Source organism: Paenibacillus sp. sgz302190, from assembly GCF_059820445.1.
On record NZ_JBZYAO010000012.1, the window covers coordinates 140,769 to 154,743 of the forward strand.

The 13,975-nt window shown below is 52.8% G+C and carries 6 protein-coding genes and 1 riboswitch; of the genes, 1 reads left to right on the forward strand and 5 read right to left on the reverse strand.

Annotated elements, in window-relative coordinates; genetic code table 11:
• Nucleotides 1-117 precede the first annotated feature (117 nt).
• From AC6RNO_RS15665 to AC6RNO_RS15675, 3 genes are all read right to left on the reverse strand, one after another.
• Nucleotides 118-513: a hypothetical protein gene (locus AC6RNO_RS15665; RefSeq protein WP_497105988.1), complete on the reverse strand. Its 396-nt coding sequence runs from the start codon at nt 511-513 to the stop codon at nt 118-120.
• Between the two features lie 189 nt (nt 514-702).
• A complete protein-coding gene (locus AC6RNO_RS15670; protein WP_488436007.1) occupies nt 703-1,155 on the reverse strand; it encodes a hypothetical protein in 453 nt (150 codons plus the stop codon).
• A gap of 116 nt (nt 1,156-1,271) precedes the next feature.
• Nucleotides 1,272-1,442, reverse strand: a riboswitch (cyclic di-AMP (ydaO/yuaA leader).
• 220 nt (nt 1,443-1,662) lie between these two features.
• Nucleotides 1,663-7,062: an invasin domain 3-containing protein gene (locus AC6RNO_RS15675; protein WP_497105989.1), complete on the reverse strand. Its 5,400-nt coding sequence runs from the start codon at nt 7,060-7,062 to the stop codon at nt 1,663-1,665.
• A gap of 424 nt (nt 7,063-7,486) precedes the next feature.
• On the opposite strand from AC6RNO_RS15675, the gene AC6RNO_RS15680 reads away from it, so the two are divergent.
• The gene (locus AC6RNO_RS15680) at nt 7,487-11,914 is read left to right on the forward strand and encodes an AAA family ATPase (RefSeq protein WP_497105990.1); all 4,428 of its coding nucleotides are present in this window, start codon (nt 7,487-7,489) and stop codon (nt 11,912-11,914) included.
• A 131-nt stretch (nt 11,915-12,045) separates the two neighbouring features.
• Here AC6RNO_RS15680 and AC6RNO_RS15685 read toward each other — a convergent pair whose 3' ends face one another.
• Together AC6RNO_RS15685 and AC6RNO_RS15690 are read right to left on the reverse strand one after the other, a co-directional pair.
• Nucleotides 12,046-12,924: a carbohydrate ABC transporter permease gene (locus tag AC6RNO_RS15685; protein WP_497105991.1), complete on the reverse strand. Its 879-nt coding sequence runs from the start codon at nt 12,922-12,924 to the stop codon at nt 12,046-12,048.
• Between the two features lie 24 nt (nt 12,925-12,948).
• A complete protein-coding gene (locus AC6RNO_RS15690; protein ID WP_497105992.1) occupies nt 12,949-13,911 on the reverse strand; it encodes an ABC transporter permease subunit in 963 nt (320 codons plus the stop codon).
• Nucleotides 13,912-13,975 lie beyond the last annotated feature (64 nt).

Here is a 13,975-nt window from a genome sequence, read left to right on the forward strand (position 1 = left end):
TGCTGGTTCACTATTCAGCAATAACTTTAGGGAATTGTCGGCGGACCCCGAGGACGAGCCCGTCACACTGCCGCTGTTCGTCATCCAGTAAGGCGACGAATTGTAAATTTTACCGTGCTAATCGAGTAAAAATGTAACGTTGCCTGCCCTTGAATAAATGACATGATCGGCGCCAAGCCCTTTGTAAATAAGCCTGGCATAGTCGCGTTCGGTAATGACATAGACCGCTTTTGAAGTCCATTTGCGGGTGATTTGAAGATAGCGGCAGCATAAAGGCAAACTATTTTCAAACAAAAAGATTTTACCTATCGGATATTCGGGAGCGACCCAAGTCTCATGTTCGACCGTATCCACAATCATGATATGATTCACACCAAGCTTGGAAAAGCGCTGCTGGTCCTGTCTATTGTTCGTTACAACCGCACAAGGCAGCCCTTTAAACTTTAAATGACGAATAAATTGCTCGCCGGCTTTCGTAGGAGCTGCAACCAATATAAACTCCGATTCATTCATTTCTTACTCCTCCATGTCATTGCGGCTAATCATAAGCCCAATTTTTAACACGTGGTACTGCCCTTTCTCGGCTTTCCCCACGGTCACATTGAGATCTTAATACGGAACGCTGTAAAAAGGAGGTAAAAGAATCCGGGTCCATGCATTAAAAAAACGTAAAAAATGATTAAAATTCCCCACACATCTGCCCTAAAAAGAGACATATGCCTCTGAACGGTCAAATAAATAAGCATGATCCCCTAAGAAACCCGATTCATTGCCGCCGGCAGATGAGTGTCTCAGCTTTTCATCCAAATCGTTGAATGCCGATTCGATTAATTGCGTTCTGGCAAGACCCCACTGCTCCTTATTCCGCTGAATGTAATGCAGTCCATCTTCGAGAGTTAGACCTTTGATCCTCTGGAAAACACTTACCCACTGTACGAGATCACCTTTCACAGCGCAGCTTGGCATGATGAATTCTCCGATACCGTACACTGCACCGCCTGTTGAAATCGCCAGGATACCGCAATGATAGTCAGTTCCATGTCCGGGCATCAGCTTGTCCGTTAGCTCGGAATTAAATCGAAAATATTCGATCCTGACAATTTTACAATTTTTTGTGCGTTCTTCTTGCAGTGCTGTCATGGGTTCAGGATACATTTACAGTCACTCTCCTCAATGTGTGGAAAAAAAGCAAAAAGAAGCCTGAGAGCAGAGAAATTCTACTCTCGGGCTTCTTTTCAACGTAAAGAAACGAACTGCTGAAAGCACGATCGAAGGTCTCTCTCAATACGCTTACGAGGTTAGCTGTCGGATTCGGGCTTGAGAGTGCCCTACTGCGGCAAGCAAACGCCTGCTTTAGATTCACCCCGCAAAACCGCCCCCTGTTCGGATCGGTTTCTGGTGGTTCCCCCGCTCCCCTTTCAGGGACTCAGCGATTTGATTTATGATGTGAAGTTGTTGAATCAAATGGTACCCCTAATTACCGTTTATGTAAAATAAGAATACGGGGCTTTATTTTGTTTTTTTGATGATTTTCCCAAGTGAAAGCGTAATCAAATATAAATTTCGATCATTATCGTTCCATTTTCTTTGGAATGCTTTTGCCGGTGACATTGAACCGCAAAGTAAAGAGACGAGCCCCTCGGCCCGTCTCCTGATTCAAGCTTATCCATCGATTAATCCCGCTTTTTGCAGCATCCGGTAAAGAAGTACGGTCGTCTCGGCACGAGTTAACGGCTTCTGCGGACGCAATTCATTGCCATACCCCTTCACCAAGCCTATATGAATGGCTGTACGTATCGCATCGCTCGCCCAGCCGCCGATTTGATTGCTGTCGGTGTAGGCGGCCAAGTTCACTTGCGCCCCGGCATTGCTCGTCACCGAAGCGGCATCGGCCATGCGCAGCGCCCGAACGATCGTTACGATCGCTTCTTGCCGCGAAACCTCTCGGTTGGGCCCAAACGTTCCGTCACCGAAACCGTCCATAATTCCGTATGCTTGAACTGCTTTCACGGCCCGGCTGTACCAGATCGACTCGCTCACGTCTCGGAAACCGGCACGATCTCCGCCCTCCGGCAAGCCCAACGCTCTCGCAAGCAAAGCGGCGAGTTCAGCCCGCGTAATAACGGCTTCGGGAGCAAACCGGTTTTCATCTACGCCAAGTACGATCATTCTGCTATTCATCCTGCCAATTTCAGCCGCGGCCCAATGTCCTTGAATATCTGTAAATTGGGACGTTTTGGATACCAATGCATAAACGCTGTTCGTGAGGCTGCGAATAACGGCCGCCTGATGTCCGTCAACTTTGGCAAATTCCGTCGGCACCGGACGTACACCGAATGTCGGATCCCATACCACGGCCGTTGCAGCCGTTCCGGCATCCGCCGGCAAATAGAGAACCCTTTGTACATAGCGGTTGAAGCCGGAAATCTCGCTTTTCTCGCCATGATGCGTCACATATACGTTAAAATGAATCGGATCCGCCGCCAACCGGAAACCGCCTTTATTCGCCGCATCCTGCAGTCCGGGTATCGCTTCAATTTTGCCGCGCTCGATCGTTATTTGAACTTCCGCATCGTTCGTCCACTCGGACTCCTGATTTACGACTTCCGCCAGAGGCAAGCGATACTGGCCATGCTGAGTTTTTAAAGTGATCTTATCCGCTTTCCCGGCAAGGAGCTTGACAGCTTCATCGGGAAGCCGCAGCGCTGTTTGGTCCGCCTCATCTTCAATCGATACCGAGAGATTCCGTTCAGGCGAGGAGGATAAAGAGTCAAGCACCTTCTTTAAAGTATCCTTATCCAATCGAACATCAACGGACTTCACTCCATTGGCATCTGTTTGAAGTGTGGCAATCCCGGACACCTTTGCATCATTGATCCAAGCCGCGATCGAATTGCCGGGCGACGAATGGCTTGACGAGCTTGAAGTCGAACCAGAATCGGAACCGGAGCTTGCAGCCGAACGAATCACGCTCAGCGTATATGTTTTAACTGAACCGTCTTGCGCTTTGACATTGACTTCGAACGTGTTTTTGCCTGTTGCAAGCGAATATTCACCGGTCATCGGGCTGCCCGCAACCTGCAATCCGTTCACGTAGACGGCAGAATAGACGTCCGAGGCTGTCAGCACCATTTTCAAGCCATAAACCGAATGGCTTACGTCTACCGTATAGTTCACTGTCCCCGGGTCAAAATCGAACTTTACCGTCCCGCCCAATCCCATAAGCTGCCAGCTGCTCAAGCTCGCATTGCCGCTCAAAGGAACGATGTTCCGGACTTCAATCGAGCTAACGTTCGCGTTGCCCGCCGCATCGGCCACATAGACTGAATAAACCCCGTTCTCTTGTACGGTAAAATGGTCCGTGATTTCTACGCCCTGCGTCCCAAAATACGAGACAGGACGGTTTCCTGCTGCCCATTTGATCGAAGAGACGTTATTGAATTGACCATAAACCGACGCCGTTACGGTAACGGTCACGCTTCCGAAGGTTGGACCGGCAGGAGCCGCTTGCAACACGATATTCGGAGGCTGATCGTATGTAAACCTAATATTCACGGTTTGGTCCAACGATAGACCGCTTGCTTCTTCCTTTGCAAAATAAGTCACGTTCTCTGCCGTTGTATTGCTTACCGCAAATAAGGCAAGACCATCCGCATTGGTCAATCCGTAAACGACATCGATGACCGATCGTCCGCCATTCGCTTCGAGCAGTACCCGTTTTCCGGCAATCGGATGGTCGTAATCGTCCTTCAGCTTCACGAAGATCGAGGCTTTGCTGCTGCCATCCGCCCGTACGACAAGATCGCTTGCGGCAACCGTTGAGCGAGATGAACTCACCTCTCCATGGAGAAACTGAACGCTCGCCGTCGCCGACAGCACACTTCCGCCTACGCTCGCGCTCACCGTCGCGGTGCCCGTCGTCGTCGGGGCCGTCAGCGTCGCCACGTAGCTGCCGTCTCCGTTATCCGTCACTGGGCCTACCGTGCCCAGTGTCGAGGCGATCACGATCGTCGCTCCACCGGTCGTCAAGGCATTGCCCTGCGCGTCCTTCAGCTTCACACTGACCGCAGTCTGGCTTGCACCGTCGGCTGCCAGCGTCGCGCTGCCCACGGTGACCGTGCTTGTCGCCGCCGACACCGCTCCGGGCACGAACTGCACGCTCGCCGTCGCTGTCAGCGCGCTTCCGCCTACGCTCGCGCTCACCGTCGCGGTGCCCGCCGTCGTCGGGGCCGTCAGCGTCGCCGCGTAGCTGCCGTCTCCGTTATCCGACACTGGGCCTACCGTGCCCAGTGTTGATGTGATCACGACCGTCGCTCCGCCGGTCGTCAAGGCATTCCCCTGCGCGTCCTTCAACCTAACGCTAACCGCAGTCTGGCTTGCACCGTCGGCGGTCAGCGACGCGCTGCCCGCTGTGACCGTGCTCTTCGCCGTCGACGCCGCTCCAGGCACGAACTGCACGCTCGCCGTTGACGTCAGCGCACTCCCGCCTACGCTCGCGCTCACCGTCGCGGTGCCCGCCGTCGTCGGGGCCGTCAGCGTCGCTGCGTAGCTGCCGTCTCCGTTATCCGTCACTGGGCCTACCATGCCCAGTGTCGATGAGATCACGACCGTTGCTCCTCCGGTCGTCAATGCATTCCCCTGCGCGTCCTTCAACCTAACGCTAACCGCAGTCTGGCTTGCACCGTCGGCTGTCAGCGTCGCGCTGCCCACGGTGACCGTGCTTGTCGCCGCCGACACCGCTCCGGGCACGAACTGCACGCTCGCCGTCGCCGTCAGCGCACTTCCGCCGACACTCGCGCTCACCGTCGCGGTGCCCGCCGTCGTCGGGGCCGTCAGCGTCGCCGCGTAGCTGCCGTCTCCGTTATCCGTCACTGGGCCTACCGTGCCCAGTGTTGTCGCAACTACAACCGTCGCTCCGCCGGTCGTCAATGCATTCCCCTGCGCGTCCTTCAGCTTCACACTGACCGCAGTCTGGCTTGCACCGTCGGCTGTCAGCGTCGCGCTGCCCACGGTGACCGTGCTTGTCGCCGCCGACACCGCTCCGGGCACGAACTGCACGCTCGCCGTCGCCGTCAGCGCACTTCCGCCGACACTCGCGCTCACCGTCGCGGTGCCCGCCGTCGTCGGGGCCGTCAGCGTCGCCGCGTAGCTGCCGTCTCCGTTATCCGTCACTGGGCCTACCGTGCCCAGTGTTGTCGCAACTACAACCGTCGCTCCGCCGGTCGTCAATGCATTCCCCTGCGCGTCCTTCAGCTTCACACTGACCGCAGTCTGGCTTGCACCGTCGGCTGTCAGCGTCGCGCTGCCCACGGTGACCGTGCTTGTCGCCGCCGAAACCGCTCCAGGCACGAACTGCACGCTCGCCGTCGACGTCAGCGCACTTCCGCCTACGCTCGCGCTCACCGTCGCGGTGCCCGTCGTCGTCGGAGCCGTCAATGTCGCCGCGTAGCTGCCGTCTCCGTTATCCGTCACTGGGCCTACCGTGCCCAGTGTTGTCGCTACTACGACCGCCGCTCCGCCGGTCGTCAAGGCATTCCCCTGCGCGTCCTTCAGCTTCACGCTGACAGCAGTCTGGCTTGCACCGTCAGCCGTCAGCGTCGCGCTGCCCACGGTGACCGTGCTCTTCGCCGTCGACGCCGCTCCAGGCAAGAACTGCACGCTCGCCGTTGACGTCAGCGCACTTCCGCCTGCGCTCGCACTCACCGTCGCGGTGCCCGCCGTCGTCGGGGCCGTCAGCGTCGCCGCGTAGCTGCCGTCTCCGTTATCCGTCACTGGGCCTACCGTGCCCAATGTCGTCGCAACTACGACCGCCGCTCCGCCGGTCGTCAAGGCATTGCCCTGCGCGTCCTTCAGCCTAACGCTGACCGCAGTCTGGCTTGCACCGTCGGCTGTCAGCGTCGCGCTGCCCACGGTGACCGTGCTCTTCGCCGTCGACGCCGCTCCGGGCACGAACTGCACGCTCACCGTCGCCGTCAGCGCACTTCCGCCTACGCTCGCGCTCACCGTCGCGGCGCCGACCGTCGTCGGGGCCGTCAGCGTCGCCGTGTAGCTGCCGTTGCCTTTATCCGTCACTGGGCCTACCGTGCCCAGTGTCGTCGCAACCACGACCGTCGCTCCACCGGTCGTCAAAGCATTCCCCTGCGCGTCTATCAGTTTCACGGTAACCGTCGTCTGACTTGTCCCATCGGCAGCCATCGACGCGCTGCCTACTGCCAGCGTGCTCTTCGCCGCCGATGCCGCTCCGGGCACGAACTGCACGCTCGACGTCGACGTCAGCGCGCTTCCGCCGACACTCGCGCTCACCGTCGCGGTGCCCGTCGTCGTCGGAGCCGTCAATGTCGCCGTATAGGTGCCGTCGCCGTTATCCGTCACTGGGCCTACCGTACCCAGTGTCGTCGCAACAACGACCGTCGAGCCTCCAGTCGTCCAAGCATTGCCCTGCGCGTCTTTCAGCTTCACGGTAATGGCCGTCTGGCTTGTCCCGTCCGCTGCAAGGCTGGATTGCGCGCTTGAGATCCCGCTCTCTGCCGGGGATATCGAATGATCCGCGATCATGTACGTTCTGAAGGAGTAGTCGTAACCAAGAGCCGGAGAGAACCCTCTTGTATAAACATCGCCGCCGATCATGTACCATCCAAACCCGGCAGATCCTCCGTTTTCCGTTGAGGCAATCATTCTATACATCGTTTCCCTCTTCAAATATGGCGCCGCCCCGGAGAAATCGAACGATACCCAGCCTGATCCAGCCGCCGTTTGCGCTGTTGCAAGCGGAGTCGCAAGATCGCCTTCTTTATAAATGCTCAACTGAAGGGCCCCGGTCGAGCCGTATGAGCCGGCTGTGTTGAGATCGATTTTGCTGAGATTGCCGCTAATTGCCGGAGTAAATGTTTGATAACGCTGATAGTCATGGTTGACCCAACTATTCCCGCTCCCACTTGCCTGCTCTTGATCCAGGACAGCCGGATCCGCAGCAATGGCATACCCGCCGGATGACACCCCAAAAATAACCAAGACGATAAGCATCATGGAAATCCATCGTTTTCCTTGCTTCAAGCCTTTCATCCATATCCTCCATTCTACTGCAGAACCCTAAAATTGAATCATTCCTGCGAAAGTACACGCCCCGACAATCAGCGCCGCTATGAAAAAAATGATAAAAAACCATTTTGTGAATGCAAGGCTCGTAGACGAGCCGTCCCACCATAGCTTAATGAAGATGACCACTCCAAGAAGCATAATGCTGATAAAAGCAATAAAGGCGTTAAACATTTAACCACCAAAACCTCTCTGGATTTGTTAATGCAGTTAATAAGATAATAATAAGATAAAGCAAAACCTTCAAATTCTCTATACCTATAAAGGAGTATTTACATGAAAATAAGCGCTGAATTGCTTGCCGGATTCCTATTTTTATCTGTAATATGAGCCCTTCTTCCATTACAATAGAAGGTAACCGCTAGTAAGTTGACGTCCGAGGTGTACCAGAATGAATGCGAACAATCATATCGAGAGTCAAACAGGCATGACTCTTAGGGATTTTATGAATGAACAAACAGACATGAAGCCGGATGTGTTTCTCCCGCTTGCCAGGGCAATTGCGGCCTCTGTCGGGAATCTTCACCAGCAGCAGATCATTCATCTCGATTTGCGGCCTGAACGGATAACTGTTCTTGCAAATGGTCAAGAGGCATATTCGAGCGATTCAGGCTATGCGGTGCAGCGTTCGGATGACCGCTATGTCCGTCCGGCCGGCAGCGGCATTTCCGAAACAAGTCTGCCCTACTGCTCACCCGAAAACACGGGCAGGATGATGCGTTCCGCAGACGAGCGCAGCGATCTGTATTCGATTGGCGTCATTTACTACGAAATGCTGGCTGGCCGCCTGCCTTTTCTTGCCGGGGATCCGCTCGAATGGGTGTATATGCATTTGGCGCAAAGCCCTCCGCCGCTGACGAATCATAGAACGGATTTGCCCGAAGGTCTGGAATCTATCATCATGAAGCTGCTGGAAAAAAATCCGAATAAGCGCTACCAAAATGCCGGGTTTCTCATAGCGGATTTGGACAAAATAGGACGCCCTCATGATACGTTCTTCATGGAGGCGGGGTTTCACGGCAGAGAGCATGAGCTTGCCATGCTTACGCAAGCCTTTTATTCCGCTTGCTTGGGGTCAACGGGAATGGTTTATATTTCGGGCGAAGCCGGCATCGGTAAAACAAGCTTGATGAATGAAATGTTTCGAAAACAAGAGCATTCGCGAGATTTTTTCTATATTACCGGAAAATTCGAACAAATATCGAAAGAAAGCCCTTATCATCCGATTATTCAGGCATTTCGCGGGTTAATGCGTCATTTGCTGGGAGAACGAAAGGATCAGTCCGAGCTGTGGAAACAAAAGCTGCAAGCAGCTTTGGGCGCCAGCGCCAACGTCATTACAGCGATTATTCCTGAAGTCGAGCTGATATTGGGCGCTGTGCCGGCTGCGGAAGAGCTTCCGGCCAATGAATCGAAAAAACGGTTCATTTATGTTTTTCGCAAATTTGTACAAGCATTGGCATCTAAGGAACATCCTCTCGTCCTGTTTATCGATGATTTGCAATGGGCGGACTCATCGTCCCTCCAGCTCATTCATGCGCTGCTATGCGACCCGGAATGCCAGTATTTGATGTTTGTCTGCGCTTATCGCCATACGGAAACGGACCGAAGCAAGCTGCCGGGGTACGAAACGGATGGAAGCGTCGCAGAGCAAGCGGTTGTCCGCCATATTCATCTGCCGCCGCTGAACCTTTCGCAAATGAACCGCATCGTTATGGAGACGCTTAACAGCCCCGCGGACACTACGATGTCCTTGACGGAACTGCTGTATCATAGATCAGGCGGCAATCCGTTTCATTTCAATCAAATCTTACTCCGGCTGCAGGACGACGGCACTCTGCTGTACAACCACGGGAAGCGGTGCTGGCAGTGGAATTTGGGGCAAATTATCGAGCAGGAGCCAAGCTATGCCATCCATGATTTGATGGAGCACAAGCTGCTTCGCCTTTCGAGCGACGCTCAGGAGCTTCTTCGGATTGCGGCCTGCGTAGGAAGCACGTTTCACCCGCATTTGATAGCTTGCGTTGCGAACCGGGCGATGGAAGACATGCTTGCAGAATGGTCCGCAATTGAAGCCGAAGGAATGATTGTGCCGTTCGAAACCGATGAATTCCGCTTTGCTCACGACAACATCCAGAGGCTGATTTACAGTCGGATCGATGACGAATCGAAACAGGCCGTCCATATCCGAATAGGCAGATGCCTGAATGGGGAAGACAGCGGACATGGAGAGAACTCGTTTGACGTTGTCAACCATCTTAATCGGGGCTCCAAACAAATAACGGACGAGCAGGACATGCTGCAGCTCATCAAGCTGAACCTGGATGCGGGAAACCGCGCCAAAGCCTCTTCCGCCTACGATGTCGCATTAGGTTATTTCGGCAAAGGAGTGGAGATGCTGTCGGAGGAGGATTGGGGCAATAAGTTCGAACTTTGCTTCGAATTGCATGCGCAAAAAGCGGAATGCGAATATTTATGCGGCCACTACCGGAAGTCCGATCAGGACATCGATTTCTTGCTCGGCCGTGCGCGCAACCGGGTTGAGCGAAGCAGAGTACAAATGATCAGAATCATGCAATACATCAACCAAGGCAAATATTTGGAAGGCACTGCCCTCGGTCTCGAAAGCCTGAGAGAGTATCAGATTATCATTTCGCCCAACCCGGGAAGCTTCACGCTGCTGATTGAAGGGAAACGCATTGAGGCGCTGCTGCGCAATCGGTATGACAGACTCGCTCAATTGGAGGAAATGTCGGATAAAGATCGGATTGCCGCAATGAACCTGATTGCCGCGATTATTCCTTCCACCTTTTTCACGAATAAAAAGGTCTTTTTTATGCTGACGTGCAGAGCCATTCAACTTTCGCTTCAATATGGCAACACCCCCGTTTCCGCGGCGATCTACTCCTCATACGGGATGCTGCTGGGGATTGCATCAGGCAAAATCGATAAGGGTTACGCCATTTGCAAAGTAGGACTGGAGCTTTCCGAGCGCTACAACGTCACTTCCATTAAAAGTATAACTTATACCGTATTCGGCGGGGTATTGTGCCTATTTGCCGGAAATGCCCGCGAAGGGGACGCTTACTTGACAAAGGCGCTTCGTTTCGGCATGGATTCGGGGGACTATGTATTTGCCAGTTATGCCATCGGCGCGCATATCAATTCATTGTACACAAGGGCGTCGTTAAGCGAATTGGCAAGAACGATAGCGGAATATATGACGGTGCTCGATACGACAAACGATGAATTCGTGAAACAGAACTGTTATCTGTATCAGCAATATATTCTCGCCCTGCAGGGCGGGACGGCGGCGCCGGACTCGTTCAGCGGCGCCGGCTTTGACGAAGAGGAATTTTTAAACCTGATTCGCAAGGGGGAGACTTCGGCCACCACCTTATTTCAATACAGCACGTATAAGACTCAGATTTACTATTTGTTGGGCAATTATGAGGAAGCCGTCCGCTGGGCCCGGCAAGCGGGATCTTATGAGGCATATGCCACTCATTTGCCTCATTTGCCGGAATGTCTATTTTATGAAACGCTGGCCGCATTGGCTTGTACACAGTCACCGAAATGGCCCAATCTGAAAAAAAACCTGACTCGCAGTCTTCGCCGTTTCAGCAAATGGGCGGAATACAGCCCGGCTAATTTCCAATCCAGGCAGTATCTCCTTCAAGCTGAATATGCGCGTGTCTCCGGCGAATTCACGATGGCTGAGGAACTGTACGACAAAGCCATCCGCGAGGCAAGGGAACAAGGCGATGTGCACGTGACGAGCCTTGCAGGCGAGCTCGCAGCCGGCCACTATTGGCGGCAGGACAAAAGAAAGTCAGCTATATTTTATTTGCAATTGGCTATTGAGGGGTACAAGCAATGGGAAGTGCATGTGAAGGTAATACAATTGGAGGAGCTGCTGGCGCATTGGCAGCGGCAAGAGGAAACCGGTCCAACGTCTGAAAGCGCACAGAGCCCGATACGCCGGAACGATGCGGAGCAAGCGGCCGGAACATCCGGCTTTCGGAATGAGCACAATTCCTTGGACAGCGTCGATCTCGCGGCGATCCTTAAAACAACTCAGGCGATATCGAATCAGATGGACATGGATGCCATGCTTGCGGAAATCATGAATACCATCATGAAATATGCGGGCGCAAGCAAAGGCGCTCTGCTGACGGGCAGCAATGACGCGCTTTTTATTCAGGTATATGCGGATTCGGAGGCGCAAGCTATCCCTTCTCCTTTAGAAATGAATGACAGCGCCCTCTTGCCGGAAGGGATCGTCAGATATGTCTTTCGTACACAGGAGGAGGTTCATTATACCGGGGGAGAGGAAAGCTGGCTGATCCATAACCCGTATATAGCGAAGCACCGGCCTCAATCGGCCCTGTGCATCCCCGTAACTGTCCATGGCGCTCTGCTGGGCGTACTTTACCTTGAAAACAAGCTTGCAAGCGGCGTGTTCGCGCACGATCGCATGGCTGTTCTTCTCGCTATGGCGTCGCATGGCATATTGATGTGCGTGCTGCAAAGCTCGACAGAACCATCATATGCAGAACCAGGCATGGAAGAAGAGGTGCAGCCGTCGCCCGGCATGATAGAGGAACCGCTCACCGAACGTGAGCTGGAGGTGCTTGCGTTATTATCGGCAGGGCTGTCCAATAAGGAAATTGCCGATCACCTGATTATTGCCATAGGTACAGTGAAAGTTCATGTCAAAAATATTTTCGCCAAATTAAAGGTTAATCGGCGCACAAAAGCAATCGCACAAGCCAAGGAGCTTAATCTGCTCAGTCAGAGCCCCCGGCCCCCTGCTTGATCGCAAGAAGGTTAAACCGCGGGCTTGAAACGATACCCCATAGCCGGAATATTTCCCGGTTGCAAAAAATAGCGGCAGAGAGGGACGTAAGATACAAATCCCGGACTGCCGCTTGTTTTATTATGCTAACGTCACTCTTTCACAGCTCCGACCACGATGCCTTTTATAAAAAACTTTTGCAAAAACGGATAAATAAGCAGAATGGGCAGCGCCCCGATAAAGATTTGCGCCGATTTCACGGTGCGCTGGGATAAATTTTCCAAATCCTTGGGATCAATGCTTATCTTGCTGAAATCCTGCTGCACGACGATCGTTTGAAGGAAGGTCGCCAGCGGATATTTATCCGTGTCCATCATATAAATTAACCCGTCGAACCAGGAGTTCCAATGAAACACCAGCGTGAACAGCGTAATCGTCGCAAGCACCGGTGTCGAGATCGGCAAATGGATCTTGAACAAAATTCGGATGATCCCCGCCCCGTCCATGAGCGCGGCTTCCTCCAGTTCGGCAGGTATCGTCCGAAAAAAATTCATCAGCAGAATCATATTATAAACGCTTAGCGCCGAAGGCAAGACAAGCGCCCATATCGTATTGATCAAGCCAAGATTCGTTATAAGAATGTAGCTGGGAACCAGCCCGCCGGAAAACAGCATCGTAAATACGAAAAACCACATATAAGCATTCCGGCTTTTAAATTCCGTATACGTTTTCGATAATGCGTAGCCTGCCAATACAGTAACGGCCATGCCGATCCCGGTACCCAGGACGGCCCGGTACACCGAATAAAGCAGCGATTGGACAAAATTCGGGTTGTTCAACGTCTTCATATAGGACTCCAGCGTAAAGTCGACCGGCCATAGGTTGATCATATTGGCGGTTGCCGCAGCTTTGCCGCTAAAAGAAACAGCCAGTACATGTATAAGCGGCAGTATGCACAGCAGCGATATACCGATGAGAAACAGTTGGTTCACGGCATTAAACCATCGATAAGCTGTCGTTTTATGGTACATCTGTCGCGACACCCCCTTTTTCAACTAAAAAATCCGATAATTGGCAAATTTATAGGCCAGCCTGTACGAGATGACAATCAGAACGAGACTGGTTGCCGATTTGAACAACCCGACTGCCGTCGCGAAACTGAAATCCCCCTTGAGCATAGCCGACCTGTAAACGAAGGTGTCGATCACGTCCCCTTTGTTATACACGAGCGGGTTGTACAAGTTGAAAATTTGATCAAACCCCGCATTCAACACGTTCCCGAGCTGCAGCGTAGCGACAACGACAATAATCGGCATCATGGCAGGCAGTGTCACATGCAAGGTCTGCTGCAGCCTCGTCGCACCGTCCACTTCAGCAGCTTCATACAAAGAGGGATTCACTGCCGTTATAGCAGCCAAGTAAATGATCATGCCGAACCCGAATTCTTTCCAAATATCGCTTACAACCACGACAAAGCGGAACCAATCCCCGTCACCCAGAAAGAAAACAGGCTTCGTGCCGAATACGGCCGACAGCATCCGGTTCACAAGCCCGCCTTTGACCGACAGCAGGTCGAGCAAAATCCCTCCGAGAATGACCCACGACAAAAAATGGGGCAAATAGACCAAAGTTTGAATACTCCGTTTGAGCCCGCTTTTTCGCACCTCATTCAGCAGTAAAGCAAATACGATCGGCACGAGCGTTCCGAAACCAATTTTCAATACGGAAATAATTAACGTATTCCATATGACTTGAGCAGATTCTTCAAACATAAACAAAGAATGAAAATGCTTAAAGCCGACCCATTCGGATTTAAAAAAACCGAGCCAAGGCTTATAGTTCTGAAATGCCATCACAAGCCCGCCGATTGGAATGTAGTGAAAGATGACGGCAATCACTAACGCCGGAAATATCAACAGGTGAAGCGGCCATGTTTTTTTCAATCCGCGGATCCATTTGCTCTTCGTTGTACTTGAGGATATTTTGCCTAGAACAATAGCATCCTGAGTGCTTTTCATATGTTTTCCCCTTCCCGCAACCAAGTCATTGCACTTTCGACTGCTTCTGCTACTATTATATCAA

Bases quoted from the DNA above. Each gene is read 5' to 3' on its own strand.
- AC6RNO_RS15665 (WP_497105988.1), bottom strand. From the start codon at position 513: ATGAATGAATCGGAGTTTATATTGGTTGCAGCTCCTACGAAAGCCGGC.
- AC6RNO_RS15670 (WP_488436007.1), bottom strand. From the start codon at position 1,155: ATGTATCCTGAACCCATGACAGCACTGCAAGAAGAACGCACAAAAAAT.
- AC6RNO_RS15675 (WP_497105989.1), bottom strand. From the start codon at position 7,062: ATGAAAGGCTTGAAGCAAGGAAAACGATGGATTTCCATGATGCTTATC.
- AC6RNO_RS15680 (WP_497105990.1), top strand. From the start codon at position 7,487: ATGAATGCGAACAATCATATCGAGAGTCAAACAGGCATGACTCTTAGG.
- AC6RNO_RS15685 (WP_497105991.1), bottom strand. From the start codon at position 12,924: ATGTACCATAAAACGACAGCTTATCGATGGTTTAATGCCGTGAACCAA.
- AC6RNO_RS15690 (WP_497105992.1), bottom strand. From the start codon at position 13,911: ATGAAAAGCACTCAGGATGCTATTGTTCTAGGCAAAATATCCTCAAGT.